Annotated in this window: 24 protein-coding genes; 10 read left to right on the top strand and 14 right to left on the bottom strand. The window is 74.3% G+C overall.

The window, feature by feature from the left end:
* Positions 1-44 precede the first annotated feature (44 nt).
* Both DRV84_RS05265 and DRV84_RS05260 read left to right on the top strand, forming a co-directional pair.
* On the top strand, positions 45-761 hold the full coding sequence (locus DRV84_RS05265) for an AzlC family ABC transporter permease (protein ID WP_115978830.1): 717 nt from the start codon (positions 45-47) through the stop codon (positions 759-761).
* Positions 758-1096 carry an AzlD domain-containing protein gene (locus DRV84_RS05260; protein WP_115978829.1) on the top strand — a complete coding sequence of 113 codons (339 nt, stop codon included), beginning with the start codon at positions 758-760 and terminating at the stop codon, positions 1094-1096. The genes DRV84_RS05265 and DRV84_RS05260 overlap by 4 nt, the downstream gene beginning before the upstream one ends.
* Here the strand turns inward: DRV84_RS05260 and DRV84_RS05255 are convergent, their stop codons facing one another.
* The 4 genes from DRV84_RS05255 to DRV84_RS05240 form a co-directional block, all read right to left on the bottom strand.
* Complete coding sequence (locus DRV84_RS05255) at positions 1097-1723, bottom strand: hypothetical protein (RefSeq protein ID WP_239994989.1); 627 nt, start codon at positions 1721-1723, stop codon at positions 1097-1099.
* A gap of 16 nt (positions 1724-1739) precedes the next feature.
* Complete coding sequence (locus DRV84_RS05250; protein ID WP_115978828.1) at positions 1740-1877, bottom strand: aa3-type cytochrome c oxidase subunit IV; 138 nt, start codon at positions 1875-1877, stop codon at positions 1740-1742.
* Between the two features lie 86 nt (positions 1878-1963).
* Positions 1964-3004: an MBL fold metallo-hydrolase gene (locus DRV84_RS05245; protein ID WP_115978827.1), complete on the bottom strand. Its 1041-nt coding sequence runs from the start codon at positions 3002-3004 to the stop codon at positions 1964-1966.
* A gap of 91 nt (positions 3005-3095) precedes the next feature.
* A complete protein-coding gene (locus DRV84_RS05240; RefSeq protein ID WP_115978826.1) occupies positions 3096-4814 on the bottom strand; it encodes an acyl-CoA dehydrogenase in 1719 nt (572 codons plus the stop codon).
* Between the two features lie 107 nt (positions 4815-4921).
* Here DRV84_RS05240 and DRV84_RS05235 point away from each other — a divergent pair, with 107 nt between their 5' ends.
* Positions 4922-5869, top strand: a complete 948-nt coding sequence (locus DRV84_RS05235; protein ID WP_115978825.1) for an L-threonylcarbamoyladenylate synthase — start codon at positions 4922-4924, stop codon at positions 5867-5869.
* 7 nt (positions 5870-5876) lie between these two features.
* Here the strand turns inward: DRV84_RS05235 and DRV84_RS05230 are convergent, their stop codons facing one another.
* The gene (locus tag DRV84_RS05230) at positions 5877-6443 is read right to left on the bottom strand and encodes a YqgE/AlgH family protein (protein ID WP_115978824.1); all 567 of its coding nucleotides are present in this window, start codon (positions 6441-6443) and stop codon (positions 5877-5879) included.
* Positions 6444-6566: 123 nt separating this feature from the next.
* On the opposite strand from DRV84_RS05230, the gene DRV84_RS05225 reads away from it, so the two are divergent.
* Positions 6567-7382: a protein-disulfide reductase DsbD domain-containing protein gene (locus DRV84_RS05225; protein ID WP_115978823.1), complete on the top strand. Its 816-nt coding sequence runs from the start codon at positions 6567-6569 to the stop codon at positions 7380-7382.
* 61 nt (positions 7383-7443) lie between these two features.
* On the opposite strand, the gene DRV84_RS05220 is transcribed toward DRV84_RS05225, so the two are convergent.
* The 6 genes from DRV84_RS05220 to DRV84_RS05195 form a co-directional block, all read right to left on the bottom strand.
* Positions 7444-10851 (bottom strand): efflux RND transporter permease subunit, encoded by a 3408-nt coding sequence (locus DRV84_RS05220; RefSeq protein ID WP_115978822.1) that lies wholly within the window; start codon positions 10849-10851, stop codon positions 7444-7446.
* 3 nt (positions 10852-10854) lie between these two features.
* On the bottom strand, positions 10855-12312 hold the full coding sequence (locus tag DRV84_RS05215; protein ID WP_115978821.1) for an efflux RND transporter periplasmic adaptor subunit: 1458 nt from the start codon (positions 12310-12312) through the stop codon (positions 10855-10857).
* A 308-nt stretch (positions 12313-12620) separates the two neighbouring features.
* Entirely contained in the window at positions 12621-13058 is a 438-nt protein-coding gene (locus tag DRV84_RS05210; protein ID WP_205026722.1) for an NUDIX domain-containing protein, read from the bottom strand.
* Positions 13055-13597: a molybdenum cofactor biosynthesis protein B gene (gene moaB, locus DRV84_RS05205; protein ID WP_115978819.1), complete on the bottom strand. Its 543-nt coding sequence runs from the start codon at positions 13595-13597 to the stop codon at positions 13055-13057. The genes DRV84_RS05210 and moaB overlap by 4 nt, the downstream gene beginning before the upstream one ends.
* Positions 13594-14220 (bottom strand): LysE family translocator, encoded by a 627-nt coding sequence (locus tag DRV84_RS05200; RefSeq protein WP_115978818.1) that lies wholly within the window; start codon positions 14218-14220, stop codon positions 13594-13596. The genes moaB and DRV84_RS05200 overlap by 4 nt, the downstream gene beginning before the upstream one ends.
* Positions 14217-15014 carry a uracil-DNA glycosylase gene (locus DRV84_RS05195; protein WP_115978817.1) on the bottom strand — a complete coding sequence of 266 codons (798 nt, stop codon included), beginning with the start codon at positions 15012-15014 and terminating at the stop codon, positions 14217-14219. The genes DRV84_RS05200 and DRV84_RS05195 overlap by 4 nt, the downstream gene beginning before the upstream one ends.
* Before the next feature lie 114 nt (positions 15015-15128).
* Here DRV84_RS05195 and DRV84_RS05190 point away from each other — a divergent pair, with 114 nt between their 5' ends.
* Genes DRV84_RS05190 through plsY form a run of 5 tightly spaced genes read left to right on the top strand, consistent with a single transcriptional unit; the run spans position 15129 to position 18901 of the window.
* The gene (locus tag DRV84_RS05190) at positions 15129-16073 is read left to right on the top strand and encodes an aspartate carbamoyltransferase catalytic subunit (RefSeq protein WP_115978816.1); all 945 of its coding nucleotides are present in this window, start codon (positions 15129-15131) and stop codon (positions 16071-16073) included.
* Positions 16070-16624 carry a hypothetical protein gene (locus tag DRV84_RS05185; RefSeq protein ID WP_115978815.1) on the top strand — a complete coding sequence of 185 codons (555 nt, stop codon included), beginning with the start codon at positions 16070-16072 and terminating at the stop codon, positions 16622-16624. The genes DRV84_RS05190 and DRV84_RS05185 overlap by 4 nt, the downstream gene beginning before the upstream one ends.
* A complete protein-coding gene (locus DRV84_RS05180; protein WP_115978814.1) occupies positions 16621-17010 on the top strand; it encodes a hypothetical protein in 390 nt (129 codons plus the stop codon). The genes DRV84_RS05185 and DRV84_RS05180 overlap by 4 nt, the downstream gene beginning before the upstream one ends.
* Entirely contained in the window at positions 17007-18287 is a 1281-nt protein-coding gene (gene pyrC / locus DRV84_RS05175) for a dihydroorotase (RefSeq protein WP_115978813.1), read from the top strand. Before DRV84_RS05180 ends, pyrC begins: the two co-directional genes overlap by 4 nt.
* A complete protein-coding gene (gene plsY, locus DRV84_RS05170; protein WP_192881398.1) occupies positions 18287-18901 on the top strand; it encodes a glycerol-3-phosphate 1-O-acyltransferase PlsY in 615 nt (204 codons plus the stop codon). Before pyrC ends, plsY begins: the two co-directional genes overlap by 1 nt.
* Positions 18902-18932: 31 nt before the next feature.
* Here the strand turns inward: plsY and DRV84_RS05165 are convergent, their stop codons facing one another.
* Together DRV84_RS05165 and DRV84_RS05160 are read right to left on the bottom strand one after the other, a co-directional pair.
* On the bottom strand, positions 18933-19778 hold the full coding sequence (locus tag DRV84_RS05165; protein ID WP_115978812.1) for an alpha/beta fold hydrolase: 846 nt from the start codon (positions 19776-19778) through the stop codon (positions 18933-18935).
* Between the two features lie 2 nt (positions 19779-19780).
* Positions 19781-20386 (bottom strand): 2-hydroxychromene-2-carboxylate isomerase, encoded by a 606-nt coding sequence (locus DRV84_RS05160; protein ID WP_115978811.1) that lies wholly within the window; start codon positions 20384-20386, stop codon positions 19781-19783.
* Between the two features lie 106 nt (positions 20387-20492).
* Between DRV84_RS05160 and DRV84_RS05155 the strand changes: the two genes are divergently transcribed.
* Complete coding sequence (locus tag DRV84_RS05155) at positions 20493-21509, top strand: ribose-phosphate pyrophosphokinase (RefSeq protein ID WP_115978810.1); 1017 nt, start codon at positions 20493-20495, stop codon at positions 21507-21509.
* Positions 21510-21734: 225 nt separating this feature from the next.
* Here DRV84_RS05155 and DRV84_RS05150 read toward each other — a convergent pair whose 3' ends face one another.
* A complete protein-coding gene (locus tag DRV84_RS05150; protein ID WP_115978809.1) occupies positions 21735-22172 on the bottom strand; it encodes a F0F1 ATP synthase subunit epsilon in 438 nt (145 codons plus the stop codon).
* Positions 22173-22190 lie beyond the last annotated feature (18 nt).

Raw genomic sequence — 22190 nt, 5'->3', positions numbered from 1 at the left:
CGGCGGGTCTATGGCCGGGGGCCGGGTCTGTCAGGAGCCATCGCATGGCGACATCTTCCCCGCGCGGCGCCTTCATGCAAGGGGTGCGCGACGCGCTGCCCTTCACGCTCGTGGTCTCGCCCTTCGCGCTGCTCTTCGGCGTGGTGGCGACCGAGGCGGGGCTGAACGTGCTCGAGGCGCTGAGCTTCTCGGTCGTGGTGATCGCGGGCGCGTCGCAGTTCGCGGCGCTCCAGCTTCTCACCGAGAATGCGCCGACGGCGATCGTGCTCGCCTCGGCGCTGGCGGTGAACCTGCGCATGGCGATGTACTCGGCCTCGCTCACGCCGCACTTGGGCCAGGCGCCGCTCTGGCAGCGCGCGCTCGTGGCCTATTTCCTCGTCGATCAGACTTATGCCCTCGGCGCCGTGAAATACGAGCGCGACCGCATGTCGCTCTCCGATAAGCTCGCCTATTTCTGGGGCACCGTCGCGCCGATCTGCCCGCTCTGGTACATCATGACGGTCGTCGGCGCGCTGGTGGGCACGGCGATCCCGGCGGGCGTGCCGCTCGATTTCGCGGTGCCGATCACCTTCCTCGCGCTGATCGCGCCGATGCTGCGCACGCTCGCGCATGTGGTGGCCGCGGGCGTCTCGGTCGCGCTGGCGCTCGGCCTCGCCTTCCTGCCCTACAATCTCGGGCTGATCCTGGCCGCGCTCGCCGCGATGACCGCCGGCGCGCAGACCGAGGTCTGGGTGGAGCGACGCAAGGCGCGCGCCCAATGACCGGCGACGCGGCGATCGAAACGGGCGAGCTCTGGCTCGTGATCCTCGGCCTCGGGCTCGGCAGTTTCGGGCTGCGCTTCGTGTTTCTCGGGCTCGTGGGCGACCGCGCCCTGCCTGCCTGGCTCCTGCGGCACCTGCGCTACACGGCGGTCGCGGTGCTGCCCGGGCTGGTGGCGCCGATGGTGCTCTGGCCCTCGGCCACGGGCGGCACGCCCGAGCCCGCGCGCCTCGCCGCGGCGGGGGTGACGCTCGGCCTCGGCGTGGCGACGAAGAACGTGCTCCTGTCGATCGGCGCCGGTGCGGCGACGCTCGGCCTCGGGCTCTGGCTCGTCTGATCAGGGGCGGCTGCCGGTCTCCGGGCCGTCGTAGGACATGATCGCCTCGAACTTGTCCGGGTCGTCGTATTCGACGAGCTTCTCCGTCTCGACGCCCGGCAGGCGCTCGAAGTCCTCCATCAGCCGCTTCGGGAACCAGACGGGGCGGAGGCTTTCGAAGCCCGGAAGCTCGGAGAGGAGGCGCGCCGTCACCAGAGTGCAGCGCGCGGGCTGCACCGGGCCGGCCGCCTGCACCTTGCGCAGCGCCATCTCCGCCACCTCGGGCGAGACGATCTTCGTCTGCACGACGACATGATAGGTCTCGCGCGCGTGAGCGCTGCGGTAGACGCGCTCGAATTCCGGCGTGACGCCGAAGAGGACATCGTTGCGCTCGGGCACGTCCGGATGCTCGACGTTGCCGGCGGGGTCGAAGATCACCTGCTGCGAGGCGTTGATCAGCAGGCTCGTGTGCGCGCCGGCGCCGGTCCGGTTGCTGACCATGGTGTAGAGCCGGACCATCGGCGGCGCGTCGCTGGCGTATGCCGCGCGCGCCACGACCTCGTCCGGCGCCCAGGCGCCCATGTTCGGCGGCCCGCAGCCCGCGACCACGGCGGTGAAGGGCAGTAGCAGAAACCGCCGCCGCTGCACGGGCGCGCGGACGCGATCAGGAGTTGAAGATCGCGAGGAAGACGAGAATGCCGATCGCCACGCCCGCGACCCAGATCGAGGCCTTCACGAAGCCCTCGAAGGTCTTTTCCTGCTCGGTGATGTCCATCTTGCCGTGTTCGTGGTTCTCGGCCATGGGTCCCTGTCCTTCGGCTGCCGCTTGCGTTTCCCTGCGCAGGGATACCGCGTCGCCCCCCTTCGGGCAAGCGCGGCGGCGCCGGCTCAGCCGGCGCGGCGGTATTCCCAGGCGCCGTGCTCGGTCAGGCGGCGGACGGCGCGGCCGGCCTGATGCAGGTGGTTGAGATGCGCGACCGCCTCGACGAGGGCGAGGCCGTACTCGCCGCGCCCGATCTCGCGCTTGAAGAGCGCCGGGAAACACCCGGCGGCGGTGCGCGGCGTCTCGAGGTGACGCTCCAGCCGGTCGAGCGCGCCGTGGTGGTTCTCGATCAACTGGTGCAGGCGGAGCGGCAGCCCGGTGAAGGGCAGCTTGTGCCCCGCGAGGGCGAGCTGATCGGGCCGCGCGTGGGTGGCGAGGCGCGCGCAGGCCTCCAGCCAGTCCGAGAGCGGGTCGGCCTCGGGCTCGGTGGCGTAGACGCCGATGTTGGAGCTGATCGAGAGAATCGCCTGATCGCCCGTCAGCACGAGCCCGTCGTCGCGGCTCCAGAAGGTGGCGTGCTCCGGCGCGTGCCCGGCGCCGCAGCGGATGTCCCATGTGCGCCCGCCCATGCGGATCGTCCCGCCCTCGGCGAGCCGCGTGAAGCCGAGCGGCAGGGGCCAGACCACGTCGGCGAAGTTGAAGGGCCGCTCCGAGGCGCGCTCGGCGAGGATGTCCTCGGCCATCCCGGCCCGGCGCCAGAAGGCGAGCGTCTCCGGCGCGGGGCGCTCCTGTTCGTCGAGCGTCAGCATCCGCGCGAAGAGCCAGGCGGTGCGCGTGGTCAGCAGCTCCGCGCCGTGCTCCGACCGGAACCAGCCGGCGAGGCCCACGTGGTCGGGGTGATGGTGCGTGACGATCACCCGGCGCACGGGGTTGCCCGCCAGCGGGCCGTCGAGCAGCGCCTGCCAGATCGCGCGGCTGCGCCGGCTGTTCACGCCGGTGTCCACGATGGTCCAGCCGTCCCCGTCGTCGAGCGCGTAGACGTTCACGTGGTCGAGCGCCATCGGCAGCGGCAGCCGCATCCAGAGCACGCCCTCGGCCACCTCGATCGCCGCGCCCTCCTCGGGCGGGCTGTCCCACGGGGTGCGGATGCCGTCGGCCCCGTCCATCACGCGCGCCCCTCCCCGGGGGGCAAGGCAGCGGACCCCGCTCGGCCATCGGAGGGCGCGCGGCGCTCGCGCGGACTGATCCGCCCGCCGGTCACGCCGCGAGGTCCTCGTCGCTGAGCGCGTAGAGGTCCGCGCCGCCCGCGCGCGCCTCGGCCAGAAGGCCCGCGTGCTCGGGCAGGAGGCGGCGGACGTAGACCCGCGCGAGCGCGGTGCGCGGGCCGGCCCCGCCCTCGGCGCGGGCGGCGCGCAGGTGGTAGTGCCCGCCGAGCACCCGCGCCACGGCGCGCAGGTAGGGCACGGAGCCCGCGAAACGGTCGGTGAGATCGCCCGTGGCGACCAGCGCCTCGGTCGCCTCGCGCAGCTCCTCGGCGGCCTGCCAGACGGGGCCGGCGAGATCGGGCAGATCGCCGCGCGCCGCCTCGGCCTCCGCCTCGATCTCATCGATGAGCGTTTGCGCCGCCTCGCCCCCGTCGGCGAGCTTGCGGCCCACGAGGTCCATCGCCTGAATGCCGTTCGTGCCCTCGTAGATCGCGCTCACCCGCACGTCGCGCCAGTACTGAGCGGCACCGCTTTCCTCGATCACGCCCATGCCGCCGTAGATCTGGATCCCCGTGTCGGAGAGCGCGCGCCCCGTGTCGGTGCCGAAGGCCTTCGCCACCGGCGTCAGCAGCGCCGCCCGGGCGGCCCAGCCGGTCTCGCCCGTCGCGGTCTCCATGTCGATCGCGACCGCACAGGCGAAGGCCACGGCCCGCGCCGCGAAGAGCTCGGCCTTCATCGTGGCGAGCATCCGGCGCACGTCGGCGTGCTCGACGATGGCGCCGGTGCCGCCCTCCACCGGCGTCGCACCCTGCCTGCGCTCCAGCGCATAGGCGAGCGCGTGCTGATAGGCGGCCTCCGCGACGCCGATCCCCTGCATGCCGACACCGAGGCGCGCGTTGTTCATCATGGTGAACATGCAGCGCATGCCCTTGTTGGGCGCGCCGATCAGCCAGCCGGTCGCGCCCTCGTAGGCGAGCGTGCAGGTCGCGCTCGCGTGGAGGCCGAGTTTCTCCTCGATGCCAACGACGCGGATCGCGTTCCGCGCGCCCGGCGTGCCGTCCTCGCGGGGGATGTACTTCGGCACGAGAAAGAGGCTGATCCCCTTGGTCCCCGCCGGCGCGTCCGGCAGACGCGCGAGGACGAGGTGCGCGACGTTGTCGGCGAAGTCGTTGTCGCCCCCGGTGATGTAGATCTTCTGCCCCGTGAGCCGGTAGGTGCCGTCGTCGGCGGGCTCGGCCCGCGTCGCGGCCGCGCCCACGTCCGAGCCCGCCTGCGGCTCGGTCAGGTTCATGGTCGCCGTCCACTCCCCGCGCGCGAGCTTCGGGATGTAGAGCGCCTTGATCCACTCGGGCGCGTGGTGATCGAGCGCCTCGATCTGGCCCTGCGCCATCAGCGGCGAGAGCTGCGACGCGAGACAGGCGCCCGACATCATCTCGTTGAGCGCGGTCGCCACCGTGATCGGCAAGCCGAGCCCGCCGTGCGCCTCCGGCCCCGAAACGCGGAGGAAGCCGCCGTCGCTGAGCGCGCGATAGGCCTCCGCGAAGCCGGGCGAGAGGCGCACGACGCCGTTCTCGAAGCGCACCGGCTGCGTGTCGCCCGAGCGCTGGAGCGGCGCGAGCACCTCCTCGCAGACCCGGCCCGCCTCGGTCAGCATGGCGGCGACCACGTCCGGCGCGGCCTCGGCGAAGCGGTCGGTCGCCGCGACCTTCGGGAAATCCACGACATGATCCAGAAGGAATCGGTACTCGGGCACCGGGGCGTGGTAGGGCATGAAAGACCTCGCGGGCTTGGCATGTCTCCGGGGCGGGTGTATGCCCGCTTTCCCGACGGAAGGCTAGGTCAGCCTGTCGCACCCGCAACCGCAACGCCGCGTCACGAATGCCCCGCACGCCCGACCGCCTCGCCCCCGACGCCGCCGGCGTCGCCCGCGCCGCCGCGCTCCTGCGCGCGGGCCGCCTCGTCGCGATCCCGACCGAGACGGTCTACGGCCTCGCCGCCGACGCGCGAAACCCCGGGGCGGTCGCCGCGATCTACGCGGCCAAGGAACGCCCCGCCTTCAACCCGCTGATCGCCCATGTCGCCGACGCCGGGGCCGCGGCGGCGCTCGTCCACTGGCCCGAGACCGCCGCGCGGCTGGCGCGCGCCTTCTGGCCGGGGCCGTTGACGCTCGTGCTGCCGCTGCAGGCCGGGCACGGGCTCGCCCCCGGCGTGACCGCGGGGCTCGAGACGCTCGCCGTGCGCGTGCCGGACCAGGCCGCGACGCGCGCGCTCCTCACCACGATGGGCGGGCCGCTCGCCGCGCCCTCGGCCAATCCCTCGGGCCGGCTGAGCCCCACGCGGCCCGAGCACGTGATCGCGGGGCTCGGCGACCGGATCGCCGCGGTGCTCGACGCGGGCCCCTGCCCGGTGGGTGTCGAATCGACGATCCTCGCCCTCGATCCCGCGCCGCGCCTGCTGCGCCCCGGCGGCGTGCCGGCCGAGGCGATCGAGTCGGTGCTGGGCGCGCCCCTCGCCGCGCCCGCGCCCGACCCGGCCGCGCCGCAGGCGCCGGGGCAGCTCGCCTCGCATTACGCGCCGCGCGCGGCGCTGCGGCTCGATGCGGCCGCGCCCCGTCCGGGCGAGCGGATGCTCGGCTTCGGCGACGTGCCGGGCGAGCTCACGCTGTCGGCGACGGGCGATCTGGCCGAGGCGGCGGCGGCGCTCTTTCACCACCTGCACGCGCTCGACGACGGCGCGCATCCGATCGCCGTCGCCCCGATCCCGGAGACGGGCCTCGGCCGCGCGATCAACGACCGGCTGCGCCGCGCCGCGGCGCCGCGCGACTGACGCGCGCTCAGGCGCGCCCGCCGCTCCCCGAAAGCATCAGCGTGTCGATGCCCAGCGTCTCGAGCGCGGCCTGCCATTTGCCCGCGTCGTCGCGCGCGAAGACGAGCTCCGGCGTGGCGTCGGCGGTCAGCCACGCGTTCTGCGCGAGCTCCGCCTCGAGCTGACCGGCGCCCCAGCCGGCGTAGCCGAGCGCCATCAGCGCCTGCCCCGGCCCCTCGCCCCGCGCGAAGGCCTCGAGGATGTCGAGGGTCGCCGTCATCGCGAAGCGCGCGTCCACGGTGAGCGTGGACTCCGAGGCGTCGTAATCCGGCCCGTGCAGGACGAAGCCCCGCCCGGTCTCCACCGGGCCGCCGAAGTGCACCTTCATGCGCCGCGCCTCGGGGCCCGCCTCGATCTCGAGCTGCTCGAAGAGATCGGAGAGGGTGACGTCGTCGGTGGGCTTGTTGAGGATGAGGCCCATCGCCCCCTCCTCGGAATGCGCGCAGACGAGGACGACGCTGCGCTCGAAGCGCGGGTCGCCCATCGCCGGCATCGCGATCAGGAGCTTGCCCGTCAGGGGGGTGACGTCGGACATTCCGCCTCTCCGTTGCTCGCAGGACAACATGACCCCGGGCGCAGGGGGCTTCAAGGGCGCCGGATCGCCGGAACGTGAGCGCACCCGCCTTGGCAAACGGGCGCGACTGCGCAATCTGGGGGCATGACCCTCGCCGCGCGTCTGCTCACCCTCGGAACGCTGGCCGCCGCGACGCTGGCCGCCGCGCCCCCCGCCCGCGCCCTCGACGTCGTCGCGGGCGAGATCCTGCCGGGCTGGCGCCGCGCCGACGGCGCGCATCTCGCCGGGCTGCGCCTGACGCTCGATCCCGGGTGGAAGACCTACTGGCGCGCGCCGGGCGACGCCGGCATCCCGCCCGAGTTCGACTGGAGCGGGTCGCGCAACCTCGGCGGGGTGGAGATCGCCTGGCCGGCGCCGGAGGTCTTCGACCAGAACGGCATGCGCTCGATCGTCTACTCCGACGAGGTGGTGCTGCCGCTGCGCGTGACCCCGGCGCGCGCCGGCGAGGCGGTGACGCTCTCCGCCGAGATCTCCCTCGGCGTCTGCGAGGACATCTGCGTCCCGGCCGAAATCGCGGTCGACGGCAGGCTGCCCGCCGCGGGCGGCGCGCCCGACCCGGCGATCGCCGCGGCGCTCGCCGCGCGGCCCCTCGACGCCGGGGAGGCCGGCGTGACGGGCGTGGACTGCACGGTGACGGGCGGCGCGCAGGGCGTGCGCCTGCGCGCCGAGGTCGCGCTGCCCCGCGCGGAGGCGACCACCGCGGCGGTGATCGAGCCCGGCGCGCCGGAGATCTGGGCCTCTGAAGCGGAGCTTGCCCACCCCGCGCCGGGACGGGTCGTGGCGACGAGCGACCTTGCGCACCGCGACGGCGGCGCCTTCGCGCTCGACCGGAGCGCGGTGCGCATCACCCTGCTCGCCCCGGGCCGCGCGGTGGACATCCGGGGCTGCGCCGGCGGCTAGCGCCCAAGCGGTTTGCAAACCGCTTGGCCAAGCGCGTTGCAACGCGCTTGGCCCCGGCCGCTCACGTCGCGCGCCGCCCCGGCCGCGTGGCGAGCCGCGCCGCGAGCGCCGCCGCCAGCGCCACCGCCGCCGCGCCGGGCAGATAGGCGGCGAGCGCGGCCATCATCGGCGGCGCCGCGGCGAGCCCGGGCATCAGGTCGGCGATCGGCCCGGGCAGCGCCCCGGTCACCGCCGTCCAGCCGAGCGTCGCGGCGAGCCACGCGAGGCTCGCGGCCGCGCCGATCCGCAGCCCGGCGCGCGTGCCACGCGCCCGGAAGCGCAACCCGCGGCGGAAGGCGCGCACCAGCCGGCCGAGATCGACCTGCACGGCGAGGAGCGCGGGCACCACCAGCAGCACGAGCACCATCCCGAAGCCCAGCCCGTAGACCAGCGTGATCACCGTGGGCTTCAGGAACTCCGCCTGGCTGGACCCCTCGTAGAGAAGCGGCGTGAGCCCCAGCACCGTCGTCGCCGTCGTCAGGAGCACCGGCCGCAGCCGGTCCGCCGCGCCGTCGACGATGGCCGGCGCCAGCCCGCGGGCGCGCGCCTTCTCGGCGATGGTCGTCGTCAGCACGATCGAATCGTTCACGATGATGCCGGTCATGCCGAGAAGCCCCACCACCGAGAACATCGAGAGCGGCACGCCCCAGACCTTGTGCCCCCAGATCGCGCCGACGAGGCCGAAGGGAATCACCGCCATCACCACCAGGGGCCGCGTCCAGCTGCCGAAGATCCAGGCGAGCGCCAGGTAGATCCCCGTCAGGCAGAGCAGGAGCCCCGTCACCGCGTCGGCGAGGAATTCGCTCTCCTGCTCCGAGAGCCCGGAGAGGCGCCAATTCACCTGCCGCTCGGCGGCGATGGCGGGCAGGATCTCCTCCTCGAGCGCGGTGCGGATCTCGGCGGCGCGGGCGGCGTCCTCCATGTCGATGTCGCCGGTGACCGAGACGACGCGCAGCCCGTTCTCGCGGCGCACCGTCGAGAAGCCCGTGCGCCGCTCGACCGAGACCACGTCGGCGAGCGGGACATAGGCCCCCTCGGGCGTGCGGAGCTGCATCCGCTCGAGGAAATCGGCGCGCAGCGCGTCCTCGGGCAGTTCCACGCGGATCGCCGCGCTGCGCGGACCGGCCGGGTAAGTCGCCGCCTCGATCCCGCCCAGCCGGTCGCGCAGCACCCGGCCGAGCCCCTCGGCCGAGAGGCCGAGCGCGTGCCCCTGCGCCGTGAGCTCGAGGAGGAGCTCCTCCTTGTCGTAGGGCAGATCGTCCTCGACGCCCGAGACCTCCGGAAAGCGCGCGACGGCGGTCTTGAGGTCCTCGGCGGCGGCCTTCAGCGTCTCGGCCGAGGCGCCGTGGAACTGCACGTCGAGCGCGTCGCCCCCCGGCCCCGAGCGGAAGCCGCGGAAGGTGACCGTCTCGGCCATCGGGTGACGCGCGACGCGCTCTTGCAGGGCGCCGACGAAGGCGAAGGCGGAATAGGGGCGGAGATCGGCGTCGATGAGCTCGATCGAGATGCCGCCCAACTGGTCGGGCTCCTTGGTCTCGGCGCCCGCCATGCCCCAGCCCGCGTTGCCGCCCACCTCGGCGAGGACGTAATCGACCGGGTTGCGCCCGTGCTCGGCCGCGTATTCCGCCGCGACCTCCTCGACCGCGCGCTGCATCGCCGCCATCTGCTCGAGGCTGTCGGCCCGCGTCGCGCCGGCGGCCATGGCGAAGTTGCCGGTGACCGAGGAGCGCTCCGGCGCGTTGAAGAAGCGCCAGCTCACGTCGCCGCTCACCACGAGGGCGACCTGGCTCGCCAGCACCGCGACGGCCCCGGCGAGGACGACGTAGCGCGCGCGGATCACGCCCCGCATCGCGGGGCGGAATAGACGGTCGCGCACGAGCCCGAAGCCCCGGTTCACCTGCCGCGAGGGCCAGTCGTACCAGTGCGCGCGGTCGGTGGCCTTCAGCGCGTGCGCCATGTGGTTGGGCAGGATCAGGAAGCACTCCACGAGGCTCGCCAGCAGGACGGCGATCACCGTGAAGGGAATGTCTGCGATCAGGTCGCCGAAGCGCCCGCCGATCGCCACCAGCGCGAAGAAGGCGAAAACGGTGGTCAGCGTCGCCGCGAAGACCGGCATCGCCATGCGCCGCGCGGCGTTCTCGGCGGCGACCACAGGCGGCTCGCCGAGGGTCCGGTGGCGGTGGTCGGCGTGCTCGCCCACCACGATGGCGTCGTCCACCACGATGCCGAGCGTGATGATGAGCGCGAAGAGCGAGATCATGTTGATCGTCAGCCCGCCCGCGTACATCAGCGCGACGGTGGCGAACATCGCCGTCGGAATGCCCGCGGCGACCCAGAAGGCGGTGCGCGCGTTCAGGAAGAGGAAGAGCAGCAGCACCACGAGGCCGAGGCCCATCAGCCCGTTGTCGATCAGGATGTCGAGCCGGCCCGAGATGTAATCCGCCCGCGTGCGGATCAGGTCGACCGAGACGCCCTCGGGCAGCGTCGCGCGCAGCTCGGCGGCGACCTCCTCGACGGTGCGCTGCATGGCGATGGCGTCGCCCTGCGCCGAGCGGTCCACCCGCACCGACATCGCCGGATCGTCGCCCACGAAGTAGCTGCGCTCGCGCGCCGCGCCCTCGACGCGCACCTCGGCGACCTCGCCGATGGTCAGATCGCCGCCCGAGGGATCGGAGCGCAGGACGATGCCCGCGATCTCGTCGGCGGCGCGCGTCTCGCGGCCCGTGCGCACGCGGGTCGTGGCCCCGGCCACATCGCCGGCGGGGGCAGCGTCCACCTCCGCCGCGATCGCCTCGGCGATCTCGCGCATGGTCAGGTCGTGGGCGAGGAGCGCGCCCTGCTCCACCTCCACGACCGTCTCCGGCGCGGCGAGGCCGCGGATCGTCGTGCGCGTGACGCCCGCCTCGAAGAGCCGCGCGACCAGTTCGTCGGCGTAGCGCCCGATCTGGTCGACGCCGACGGGGCCGGTGATGACCACGTCGGTCACCCGGTCGCGCCACGCGCCGCGGCGCACCTCGGGTTCCTCGGCCTCCTCGGGGAGGGTCGTGATCTGATCGACGGCCGTCTGCACGTCGTCGGCGGCGCGCGCCATCTCCCAGCCGGGTTCGAAATCGACGCGCAGGCTCGCGCGCCCCTCGCGCGAGGTGCTCTCGGTGCCCTCCACGCCCGCGACGGCGAGAAGCGCGGGCTCCAGCACCTGCACGATGCCCGAATCGACGTCCTCCGCCCCCGCGCCGGGCCAGGCGACGGAGACGGTGACGTCGTCCACCACCACGTCCGGGAAGAACTGCGCCCGCATGTTGGGCGCCGCGACGAGCCCTGCCACCAGCATCAGCACCAGAAGCAGGTTGGCGAGCGTCGGATGCCGCGTGAAATGCGAGAGGATGCCGCTCGGCCCCCCGCCCGGCCCCTGATGGGCAGCGCCGGCCACGGCTCAGCCCTCCATCCGCTGTTCGAGGCGCGCGACCACGCGGGCCGGCACCCGCGGCGCGGCGAGCCGGGCGCGCAGGCGCGCCCGGGCGGCCTCGGGGATGTCCGCGTCCTCCTCGACGAAGGCGACGAGCCGCGCGCGGCGCTCCGGCGAAAGCTCCAGCATCGCCTCGGGCTCCAGCCCGGCGGCGGCGGCGCTTTCGAGCGGGCGCACCTTCACGCCGGGGCCGAGAAGCGGCGTGCGCGCGGCGACCACGCGCCGCCCGTCGAGCGCCGGCGCGCGCACGAGCACCTCGTCGCCCTGACGGCGCAGCAGCGTCACCGCCATCGCCTCCAGCCGGTTCTCCGGGCCGAGGACCAGCACCTCGTCGGCCGAATCGAGCGCCGTCGCGGGCAGGCGCACGACCTCGCGGAGCGCGGGCTCCTCGACCTCGACGGTGACGAAATCGCCGGGCTTGAAGCCGGGCGCCGCGTCGAGACGGGCGAAGACCCGCCGCCCGGTGCGCCCCTCGCCCACCGCGGCGTCGTCGCGCTCGAGCCGGCCGGTCGCGGTCAGCGCGGCGTCGGAGACCTCGAGCCGCACCTCGACCGGCGCCGCGCGCAGATCGCCGCTCTCGTCCAGAAGCCGGGTGTACTGCGCCGTCGAGACGCGGAAGGCGACCTCGAGCGCGTCCGCGTCGATCAGCCGGCCCAGCCGTTCGTTCATCGAGACGAGGCCGCCCTCGATCGCCGCCACCTCGGCGAGGCGGCCGTCGAAATCGGCGCGCAGGACCGTGTCGGCGAGGCGCCGCTCGGCCTCGGCGAGGGCGATCTCGCTCCGCTCGATCCGGGTCGCGGCCTGATCGACGCGCGCCTCGGCCTGCGCCACCGCCTGCCGCCGCGCGACGACCGCCTGCCGCGCCGAGGCGCTGGCGAGCTCCGCGGTTTCCACGGTGGCCTCGGTGCCGACGCCGCGGTCGGTCAGGTCGCGGCTCCGCGCGAGCGCGCGGGCGCGCAGCTCGGCCTGCTCCTCCGCGACGGCGAGCTCGTCGCGCGCGAGCGCGAGGGCGCGCTCGGCCTCCCGCGCCTCGGCGCGCGCGTCCATCAGGTCGGCGCGGGCGCGGTCGCGGGCGGCTTCGGCGTCGGCCGGGTCGATGCGCAGCAGCACCTCGCCCTCGGTCACCGCGCCGCCGTCCACGAAGCTCTCCGACAGGTCGACCACGCGCCCGGCGGCGGCGGCGCGCAGCTCCAGCGTGCGGCGGCTGAGAACCTCACCGTAGGCGGTGAGCACCGGCGTCGCCGGACCCGCCTCGGCGGTGAGCACGTCGACGGCGAAGACCCGCTCGCTCGCCTCAGGCGCGCGGGGCGCGTCCGCCATGCGCTCCTGCACGGCGCCCTGGATCGCCGCGCCCGCGTAAACCAGAAGGCCCAGCGCCGCCGACACCAGGAACAGCCCCGCCGCGCTCTTGCCGAGAAATCGCATTCGTCACCTCGATCGGCCCGGAGGGGCCATGTCATGACATAGGTACAGGGAAAGAATTCCCAAGTCTGCATGTGAGGCGCCGCGCGGTGCTGCGCCCTTCCGTCGCGGCGCGCCCGCGGCGATCGGCGGGCCGGAAGGTGCCGCGTCCGCCCTCCGGATCGCGCGGCGCCCCGGGCCGTCCACCCGCGCAATACGTCGAGGGCGCAGCGAGCACACCCGGATCTCAGCGCATGACGAGACCGCAGCCACGGCCCCGACAGCGACGCGAGGCAGGCGGCGGCGGACCGCCCCCGCGGCCCGGGGCGGGCTCAGTCGAACATCTCCGCGAAGAGCGGGCGCAGGGGCGCGATCACCTCGAAGGACAGAAGCTGCGCCGGCGTCAGGACGGCGAAGCCCGCCCCCTCGCCGAGGCGCACCTCCCCCGGCGCGATCGCGCGGTCGGTGTGAAAGACGTAGAGCACCCCGTCCGCCCGCGCCTGCGAGGGCACGCGCACCAGCGGCGCGAGCTCGGCCTCGGCGAGCCGGACGCCCGTCTCCTCGTGGAACTCGCGCACCGCCGCCTCGGCCAGCGTCTCCCGCGCCTCCACCGCGCCGCCGAAGAGCCCCCACTGCCCCGGCGCGGCGATGTCGGGGCGGTCGTCGCGCAGCTGCATCAGCACGCGGCCCGCGCCGTCCTGCGCCATGACGAGCGCGCCGCGCCAGCCCTCGCGCGGCGGAAGCTCGCCGAGGGCGCGGAAGCCGGTCACTTGCGCCGGCGGTGCTCGTCGAGGCGCGGCAGGATCTCGACGAAGTTGCAGGGCCGGTGGCGGTAGTCGAGCTGCGGGCCGAGGATCTCGTCCCATGCGTCGCGGCAGGCCGAGGGGCTGCCCGGCAGCGCGAAGAGATAGGTGCCCCCGGCGACGCCGCCGGTGGCGCGGCTCTGCACCGCGGAGGTGCCGATCTTCTGCCACGAGACGAGGGCGAAGATCGTGCCGAAGGCCTCGATCTCCTTCTCGTAGACGTCGCGGTGGGCCTCCACGGTCACGTCGCGCCCGGTGAGCCCGGTGCCGCCGGTGGTGATCACCACGTCCACCTCCGGCGCCGCGATCCAGCGGCGGAGCTGCTCGGCGATGCCGGCGCGCGCGTCGGGCAGGATGCGCCGCTCGGCCAGCGTGTGCCCGGCCGCCTCGAGCCGCTCGACGAGCGCCGCGCCGGAGCGGTCGTCCTCGGGCGTGCGGGTGTCGCTCACCGTCAGGACGGCGATGCGGGCGGGGATGAAGTCGCGCTCTGGGTCGATCCGGCTCATGTCGCCGACCTTGCGCCGAGGAGGAGGCGCAGCGCAAGCGCCCCGAAGATCGTCGCGGAGACGAGCCCGGCGATCCGCGCCGCGCGCGGGCTCTGCACGAGCCGTCCCGCCGCGCCCCCGGCGAGCGCGCCGACCGCCGCGTTGACGACGAAGCCGCCCGCCGCCAGCAGCCCGCCGAGGAGCGCGAACTGCGCCACGAGGCCGCCCGCCCCCGCGTCCACGAACTGCGGCAGGAAGGCGAGCGTGAAGAGGATCACCTTCGGATTGAGCAGGTTGACGGCGAGCCCCGCGCGGAAGGCCCGCCCCGGCGCGCGCGCCGCCGCCTGCGGGGCCGCGACCCCGTGGCGGAGCGCCTGCACCGCCAGCCAGAGGAGATAGGCCGCCCCGAGCCAGCGGATCGCGCCCATCGCCCCGGGCATCGCGGCGACCAACGCGGCGAGCCCCAGCCCCGCCGCGAGCGCGTGGATCAGCACGCCGAGGGAAATCCCCGCGCTCGCCGCGAGGGCGGCGCGCCGCCCGCCCGAGAGCCCCTGCGCGAGGGCGAGCATCATGTCCGCCCCCGGCGTGAGGTTGAGCGCGAGCGCCGCGGGGAGGAAGGCGAGGAGGACGACCGGCTCGATCACGCCCCCTCCAGCCGCGCGGCGAGGGTCAGCATGTCCTCCCACGCCATGCGCTTGGCCGCCGGGTTGCGCAGCAGGTAGGCGGGGTGGAGCATCGGCAGCGCGGGCAGGCCCGCCGCCTCGTCCCAGCGCCCGCGCAGCCGGGTGATTCCCTTCCGCCCGAGGAGCGCCTGCGCGCTGGCGTTGCCCATGATCACGAGCACCTCGGGCGCGGCGAGCGCGATGTGGCGGCGCAGGAAGGGCAGCATCATCGCCGTTTCCTCCGCCGTGGGCTCGCGGTTGCGCGGCGGCCGCCACGGCAGGACGTTGGTGATGTAGACCGCGTGCGCCGGCCCGTCCGCGTCGCGGGCGAGGCCGATGGGCGCGAGCATCCGGTCGAGGAGCTGCCCGGCCCGGCCCACGAAGGGGCGCCCCTCGAGGTCCTCGTCGCGCCCCGGCGCCTCGCCCACGATCATCACCCGCGCCCCCGGCACCCCGTCGGCGAAGACGAGGCTGCGCGCGCCCTGCTTCAGCGGACAATGCGGATAGGCCGCGAGCGCCGCGCGCAGCGCCGGCAGATCGGCGGCCGCCTGCGCCGCCGCCTCGGCCTCGGCCACCGGATCGGCTGCGGGCGCCTGCGCCGGCGCGGGGGGCTCTGCGGGTGTCGCGGGGGGCGCCGGGGCGGCGGCGGCCTGCCGCGCCGCCTCGGCCGCGGCGAAGCGGTCGACGGGCGCGTCGCCGATCGCCTCGGTCGCGCCGAGCTCGACCTGCCATTCGAGAAGCGCCTTCGCGGCGTGCCAGTCGATCGAGGGGTCCATGGCGTGAGACTAGGCGCTCGCGCGGGGGGCCGCCAGCCCCGACGCCGCGCGCGCCGCCTTGCCCGGCCCAGCCGCGGCGCCTATACGGAGCCCCAGCCGGCGAAGAGGGCGCGCATGGGCTTCACCGACCGACATCTCCTTGGGATCGAGCCCCTCGGCCCCGCGGCGATCACCGAGATTCTCGACCGCGCCGACCGTTACGTGGCGCTCAACCGCGACCCGGGGCGCCACGCCGACGCGCTCGCCGGCGCCACGCTCATCAACATGTTCTTCGAATCCTCGACCCGCACGCAGGCGAGCTTCGAGCTCGCCGGCAAGCGGCTCGGCGCGGACGTGATGAACATGGCGATGCAGGCGAGCTCGCTCTCCAAGGGCGAGACGCTGATCGACACGGCGACGACGCTGAACGCGATGGGCCCGGACCTTCTGGTGGTGCGGCATCCGCACTCGGGCGCGGTGAACCTGCTCGCCGAGAAGGTGACCTGCGCGGTGCTCAACGCCGGCGACGGGCGGCACGAGCACCCGACGCAGGCGCTGCTCGACGCGCTGACGATCCGGCGCGCGAAGGGGCGGCTGCACCGGCTTTCGGTCGCGATCTGCGGCGACATCGCGCATTCCCGCGTCGCCCGGTCGAACATCCTGCTCCTCAACCGGATGGAAAGCCGCGTGCGCCTGATCGCGCCGCCGACCCTCCTGCCCAAGGGGATCGAGGGCTTCGGTGTCGAGGTCTTCGAGGACATGGAGGAAGGCCTGCGCGACGTGGACGTGGTGATGATGCTCCGCCTCCAGCGCGAGCGCATGGACGGCGGCTTCGTCCCCTCCGAGCGCGAGTACTACCACCGCTACGGCCTCGACCACGACAAGCTCGCCTTCGCGAAGCCCGACGCCATCGTGATGCATCCGGGCCCGATGAACCGCGGGGTCGAGATCGACGGCACGCTCGCCGACGACATCAACCGCTCGGTGATCCGCGAACAGGTCGAGATGGGCGTCGCGGTGCGCATGGCGGCGATGGACCTTCTGGCGCGCAACTGGCGCGCGGCGGAGGTGCCGGCGTGAGCGAGCGTATCGAGGTGCCCGCGCACGAGGCCGGGGTGGTGCGCGTCTTCGCGCTCGATCTCGCGCCGGAGGAGGCGGCGCGCTGGCGCGCGCCCGAGGGCGCCGACCCGCTCGCCGCGGCGCTCGGCGCCGATCCCTTCGACCGGACCTACGCCGAGGTCGTGCGGCTCGCCGATCTGGGGTCCATGCCGCTCTCGACCTATCTCGCCGAGGGCTACGGCATCGGCGAGGCGGAGCTCGCGCCGTTGCGCGGCCGGCTCGACGCGCTCTCGGGCCATGTCGCCGTGGTCATGTCGGCGGCCTTCGGCGGCGCGGCACAGCCGCTCGAGGTGCGCGCGCCGCTGCGCCTCGTCGCGCGGCTGACCGAGGAGGGCGCCACGACGCCGCGCCGCCCGCTGCCCGCCGACACGGCGCGCGGTACGCTCTCGCCCGCGCCGGTTCCGCCCGCGCCCGGCGGCACCGGCACCGCGCGGCGCTACCTGCTGGGCACGCTGGCAATCGTGATCGCGGCCCTGCTGCTCGCCGCCCTGCTGACCGGGGGCGGCGGATGAGCACGGTCTTCCGTCCCGACCGGGGCACCTATGTCCGCGACCACGCCTGGATGGCCGCGCTCGCCATGGCCGGGGCGATGGGAGTGCTCTGGGCCATCGGCAATCCGCACGTCTGGACCGGCGCGGTGGCTGGGCTCGCCGCGGTGGGGGTGCGCGCCTGGTATCTCGCCTCCGAGGAGCTCGGCCACGAATGGCGGATCGAGGACGGCGCGCTCCACGGCCCCGGCGGGCGGCACGTGCCCCTCGACCGGATCGCGCGGCTCAACACCCTCGGCAGCGCCGTGCAGATCGTCACCGAGGGGGGCGACAAGCACCTCATCAAGTATCTCGCCGACCGCGACGCCGTGCGCGCCGCGATCCGGCAGGCCGCGGGGAGGGACCTGTGACCGCCACGCTCATCGAGAACGCCCGCCTGATCGACCCGGAGGCCGGGACCGACGCGCCCGGCTGGCTCCTGATCCGCGCGGGCCGGATCGCCGCGGTGGGCCGCGAGGAGGCCCCGCCAGGGGCCGAGGAGCGGATCGATGCGCGCGGGCATTGCCTCGCCCCCGGCATCGTGGACTGGGGCGTGAAGATCGGCGAGCCGGGCGAGCGCCACAAGGAAAGCTTCCGCTCCGCCGGCCGCGCCGCGGCGGCGGGGGGCGTCACCACGCTCGTCACCCGGCCCGACACCGCGCCGCCCCTCGACAACCCCGAGGCGCTGGAGTTCGTGCGCCGCCGCGCGGCGGAGGCCGCCGAGGTGCGCATCCATCCCATGGCCGCGCTCACCAAGGGCTGCGCGGGCGCCGAGATGACCGAGATCGGCTTTCTCATGGACGCCGGCGCCGTCGCCTTCACAGACGCGTTTCGCGTCACGGGCGATGCGCGGGTGCTCTCGCGCGCGCTCGCCTACGCGCGCGGGCTCGGCGCGCTCGTCGTCGCGCATCCGCAGGAGCCGGGCCTCTCGCGCGGGGCGGCGGCGACCAGCGGTAAGTTCGCCACGCTCAAGGGGCTGCCCGCGGTCTCGCCCATGGCCGAGCGCATGGGGATCGACCGCGACATCGCCCTCGTCGAGATGACCGGCGCGGCGGTGCATTTCGACCAGATCACCACCGCCCGCGCCCTGCCGCCGCTCGAGCGCGCCAAGCGCAACGGATTCGACGTCACCGCGGGCGTCTGCGTCCATCACCTGACGCTGAACGAGCTCGACGTCGCCGACTACCGCACCTTCTTCAAGCTGACGCCGCCCCTGCGCGCGGAGGAGGACCGCGCCGCCGTGGTCGAGGCGCTGCGCAGCGGGCTGATCGACGTGCTCTGCTCGATGCACACGCCGCAGGACGAGGAGAGCAAGCGCCTGCCCTTCGAGGAGGCCGCGGCGGGCGCCGTCGGGCTCGAGACGCTGCTGCCCGCGGCGCTCCGGCTCTACCATGCCGGGGCGCTCGACCTGCCGGCGCTCTTCCGGGCGATGGCGCTCAACCCCGCGCGGCGGCTGGGGCTCGAGGCCGGGACGCTCAGAGAGGGCGCGCCGGCCGATCTGGTGCTCTTCGATCCGGACGCGCCCTTCGTGCTCGACCGCTGGAAGATGCAGTCGAAATCCAAGAACACGCCCTTCGACGGCGCCCGCCTGCAGGGCCGCGTGCGCGGCACATGGGTCGGCGGGCGCCGCGTGCACGGAGACGCCTGATGCCCGCGATCGAGATCGCCCTGCCCCTCCTCGCGCTCTGGGCGCTCGCGGGGTATCTGCTCGGGTCGGTGCCCTTCGGGCTGGTGATCGCGCGCGCGCTCGGCCTCGGCGACCTGCGCGCCATCGGATCGGGCAACATCGGCGCGACGAACGTGCTGCGCACGGGCAGCAAGCCGGCGGCGGCCGCGACGCTGATCCTCGACAGCGGCAAGGGCGCGGCGGCGGTGCTCGTCGCGCGCGCGCTCGCGGGCGAGGACGCGGGCCAGATCGCGGGCCTCGCGGCCTTTCTCGGGCACTGCTTCCCGGTCTGGCTGCGTTTCCGGGGCGGCAAGGGGGTGGCGACCTTCCTCGGGCTGCTGATCGCGCTGGCCTGGCCCTTGGGGCTCGCCGCCTGCGCGACCTGGCTCGTCACGGCCGCGGTGACGCGTTTCTCCTCGCTCGCCGCGCTCGTGGCGGCGGCGCTCTCCCCGCTCTGGGCGACGCTTCTGGGCCGGCCGGATACGGCGGCGCTCCTGATGGCGCTCGCGCTCGTCGTGCTCTGGCGCCACCGCGAGAACGTCGCGCGCCTGCGCGCGGGCACCGAGCCGCGGATCGGCCGCAAGACGGGGCGCTGAGCGCGTCAGGCAGGCGGCCCCGGCCCCTACGTCACCCCGTGGCGGGGGCGGCCCCCTCCGGCGCCGCGTCGAGGAACGCCCGGATCTCGCCGGCGACGACCCCGGGATGCGTGACTGGCGCCATGTGCCCCGCGCCGGGGATCACCGCGCGGCGCGCGTGGGGCAGCCGCGCCGCGAGCGCGGCGTCGATCGCGGCGATATACGCGGGGCTCTCCGCGCCTTCGAGGATCAGCACCGGCGCCGCGATCCGGTCGAGCGCCCCGGGCCGGACGATCCCCGCCGGATCGTCGCGGAGCACGGCGGAGGCCGCCTCCACCACCCGGATGCGCTCGATCAGCGTCGCGCGCTGCGCCTCGGGCAGGCTTTCCCACGGGCGGCCGTCGCCCCATTTCGCCATGAAGAGGCGCGTCGCCAGGGGCCAGTCGCCGCGCGCCGCCGCGGCCGCGTAATCGGCCATCTCGGCGTCGTGGCGCGCCATGAGATCGGGCCGCGCCTCGGCCAGGAGCGCGAAGAGCACCGGCTCGATCAGCGTCAGGCTGCGCACCTTGTCGGGCCGCTCCACCGCGAGCCTGAGCGCCACGGTCGCGCCGAAGGAATGCCCGATCAGGTCGGCCGGCCCCTCGATCAGGTCGCCCGCCATCGCCGCCGCCTGCGCCTGCACGTCGCCCGGCCCGCGCCAGTCGCCGCTCCGGCCGTGGCCCGGCAGATCGAAGGCGGTGAGGCGCCGACCCTCCGCGAGCCGCTCCGCCACCCCGGACCAGAGCGCCGAACTGCCGAGCGAGCAATGGATCAGGAGCGCCGCGCGCGGGCCGGCGCCCCAGCGGCGCAGGACGGTCGGAAAGCCCCCGGCGGTGACGCGCGCGGTCGCCGCCTCCATCCTCAGAGATCGCCCGCGAGGAAGAGGTCGAGGTCCTCGAGCCGGTCCTGCCCCCAGAACCGCTCCTCGCCCACGACGTAGAAGGGGGCGCCGAAGACGCCGGCCTCGACCGCCTCCTCGAGGTTGCGCGCGTAGGTCTCCGCCCCGGCGAGCAGGCCCTTGTCGGCGAGCGCCGGGTCGAAGCCCGCCTGCGCGAGGCAGTCGCGGATCACCGCGTCCTCGGCGATGTCGCGCTCCTCGGCCCAGCAGGCGGCGAGGATGGCGCGCACCAGCGCGCCCGTGTCGCCCGGCCCGCCCGCGTCCACCGACGCCTGCGCGGCGATCACCGCGTAGGAGGCGGGCGCCGCGTTCGTCGGGAAATGCGCGGGCTGCAGCACGATCGGCAGGCCCCGCTTCTTCGCCTGCCGGCGCAGCTCCTGCAGGCGGTAGCTCTGCCGCGCGGGCGCGCGCTCGGCCGGGGGCGTGCCGCCGGTGCGCGCGAAGAGCGCAAGAATGTCGAGCGGCTTGTAGGCGATCCGCGCCCCGTAGCGCGCCGCGATGCGCTCGAGCCGGTCGCCGGCGAGATAGGCGAAGGGCGAGAGCGTCGAGAGATAATAGTCGATCCGCATCGCGCGCCTCCTGTCCGCCGTTCGGGTTTGCGCGACCCTAGGCGCGTGCTAAGCGGTGTCAACGTCACGAATCTGTTACGCCTCCTTCGGACGGAGCCTCCGCCACATGCCCACCCTCGTCGAGCCCAAGCTGATCGCGGGCAACGCAAACCTTCCCCTCGCCCGCGCCATGGCCCGCCGCATGTCGATGCACCGCGGCATGAACGTCGATCTGGTCGACGCGCGCGTCGAGCGCTTCAACGACGGCGAGATCTTCGTCGAAGTGTTCGAGAACGTCCGCGGCGAGGACATGTTCATCGTGCAGCCGACCTCGAACCCGGCGAACGACAACCTGATGGAGCTCCTGATCATGACCGACGCGCTGCGCCGGTCGTCGGCGGCGCGGATCACCGCCGTGATCCCCTATTTCGGCTACGCCCGTCAGGACCGGCGCACCAAGGCGCGCACGCCGATCTCGTCGAAGCTGGTCGCCAACATGATGGTGGGCGCCGGGATCGAGCGGGTGCTGACGATGGACCTGCACGCCGCGCAGATCCAGGGCTTCTTCGACATCCCCGTCGACAACCTCTACGCCGCGCCGGTCTTCGCGCTCGACATCAAGGAGCGCTTCGAGGGGCATCTGGACGAGGTCACGGTCGTCTCGCCCGACGTGGGCGGCGTGGCGCGCGCGCGCGAACTCGCCACGCGGATCGGCGGGCAGCTCGCCATCGTGGACAAGCGCCGCGAGAAGGCGGGCGAGGTCGCCGGCATGACGGTGATCGGCGACGTGCAGGACCGGCGCTGCCTGATCGTGGACGACCTCTGCGACACCGCCGGGACGCTGGTGAAGGCCGCGGAGGTGCTGATGGAGAACGGCGCCAGCGAGGTGCACGCCTACATCACCCACGGCGTGCTCTCGGGGCCGGCGGTGGAGCGCATCACCAACTCGGTGATGAAGAGCCTCGTGATCACCGACACGATCGCGCCGACGGAGGCGGTTCAGGGCGCGCCGAACATCCGGATCGTGCCCACGGCGCCGGTCTTCGCGCAGGCGATCCTGAACATCTGGAACGGCACCTCGGTCTCTTCGCTCTTCAACACCGAGATGCTGGAGCCGCTCTACGAGGGCCAGTTCAAGGACTGACGGCCCTGCCGGGCGACCGCGCGGCGCCGCGCGGTCAAGCGGTTTCGAAACCGCTTGGCGCCGCGCCGGCGCTGCGCGGCACGGGGCCCTGCGCGCGCAACGGCGAGCGCCGGCCCGCACGTCCGGCATCGGCGTTACCGGATTGCAGGGGACGACCCCCCTCGCCTCGACAACGAAAAAGGCCCCGCACCGGCGGGGCCTTGTCGCGTCGCGGGGACGGTGGGCTCAGAGGCTCGCCTGCTTCGGGTCGAGCCCGATGTGCGAGCCGACGGCCACCATGTCCTCGAGCAGCCGGGCGGCGTCGTCCACCGGGCCGGGCTCGTTCGGGTAGGCCTCCTTCGCGCGGTCGCGCGCGGCCTTCGCCTCGGCGATCATCTCGTCGAGATGGGCTTGGGTCATCTCGCCGCGCGGGATCGCGCGCTCGGCGAGTACCGTGATGCCCTCGGCGCCGATCTCGGCGAAGCCACCAGTGACGACGTAGTCGCCCTCTCCCTCGCCGCCGCGCGCCCGGACGAGGCCGGGGCGGAGCGTGGTGATGGTGGGCGTGTGGCCGGGCATCGCCGTCATGTCGCCCTCGACGCCGGGGATATCCACCTCGGTCACCGCCATCGAGGCCAGCCGGCGCTCGGGGCTCACGAGATCGAACTGCATCGTGTCAGCCATGGGCTCTCCTCAGGGGAA

The organism is Rhodosalinus sediminis (assembly GCF_003385555.1).
Classification (GTDB): domain Bacteria; phylum Pseudomonadota; class Alphaproteobacteria; order Rhodobacterales; family Rhodobacteraceae; genus Rhodosalinus; species Rhodosalinus sediminis.
This window is presented reverse-complemented; position numbering and strand designations above follow the sequence as displayed.

Excerpts from the sequence above, each read along its gene's own strand:
- DRV84_RS05265 (WP_115978830.1), top strand. The coding sequence starts at position 45 with ATGGCGACATCTTCCCCGCGCGGCGCCTTCATGCAAGGGGTGCGCGAC.
- DRV84_RS05260 (WP_115978829.1), top strand. The coding sequence starts at position 758 with ATGACCGGCGACGCGGCGATCGAAACGGGCGAGCTCTGGCTCGTGATC.
- DRV84_RS05250 (WP_115978828.1), bottom strand. The coding sequence starts at position 1,877 with ATGGCCGAGAACCACGAACACGGCAAGATGGACATCACCGAGCAGGAA.
- DRV84_RS05245 (WP_115978827.1), bottom strand. The coding sequence starts at position 3,004 with ATGGACGGGGCCGACGGCATCCGCACCCCGTGGGACAGCCCGCCCGAG.
- DRV84_RS05240 (WP_115978826.1), bottom strand. The coding sequence starts at position 4,814 with ATGCCCTACCACGCCCCGGTGCCCGAGTACCGATTCCTTCTGGATCAT.
- DRV84_RS05235 (WP_115978825.1), top strand. The coding sequence starts at position 4,922 with ATGCCCCGCACGCCCGACCGCCTCGCCCCCGACGCCGCCGGCGTCGCC.
- DRV84_RS05230 (WP_115978824.1), bottom strand. The coding sequence starts at position 6,443 with ATGTCCGACGTCACCCCCCTGACGGGCAAGCTCCTGATCGCGATGCCG.
- DRV84_RS05225 (WP_115978823.1), top strand. The coding sequence starts at position 6,567 with ATGACCCTCGCCGCGCGTCTGCTCACCCTCGGAACGCTGGCCGCCGCG.
- DRV84_RS05215 (WP_115978821.1), bottom strand. The coding sequence starts at position 12,312 with ATGCGATTTCTCGGCAAGAGCGCGGCGGGGCTGTTCCTGGTGTCGGCG.
- moaB (WP_115978819.1), bottom strand. The coding sequence starts at position 13,597 with ATGAGCCGGATCGACCCAGAGCGCGACTTCATCCCCGCCCGCATCGCC.
- DRV84_RS05195 (WP_115978817.1), bottom strand. The coding sequence starts at position 15,014 with ATGGACCCCTCGATCGACTGGCACGCCGCGAAGGCGCTTCTCGAATGG.
- DRV84_RS05190 (WP_115978816.1), top strand. The coding sequence starts at position 15,129 with ATGGGCTTCACCGACCGACATCTCCTTGGGATCGAGCCCCTCGGCCCC.
- DRV84_RS05180 (WP_115978814.1), top strand. The coding sequence starts at position 16,621 with ATGAGCACGGTCTTCCGTCCCGACCGGGGCACCTATGTCCGCGACCAC.
- plsY (WP_192881398.1), top strand. The coding sequence starts at position 18,287 with ATGCCCGCGATCGAGATCGCCCTGCCCCTCCTCGCGCTCTGGGCGCTC.
- DRV84_RS05165 (WP_115978812.1), bottom strand. The coding sequence starts at position 19,778 with ATGGAGGCGGCGACCGCGCGCGTCACCGCCGGGGGCTTTCCGACCGTC.
- DRV84_RS05160 (WP_115978811.1), bottom strand. The coding sequence starts at position 20,386 with ATGCGGATCGACTATTATCTCTCGACGCTCTCGCCCTTCGCCTATCTC.
- DRV84_RS05155 (WP_115978810.1), top strand. The coding sequence starts at position 20,493 with ATGCCCACCCTCGTCGAGCCCAAGCTGATCGCGGGCAACGCAAACCTT.
- DRV84_RS05150 (WP_115978809.1), bottom strand. The coding sequence starts at position 22,172 with ATGGCTGACACGATGCAGTTCGATCTCGTGAGCCCCGAGCGCCGGCTG.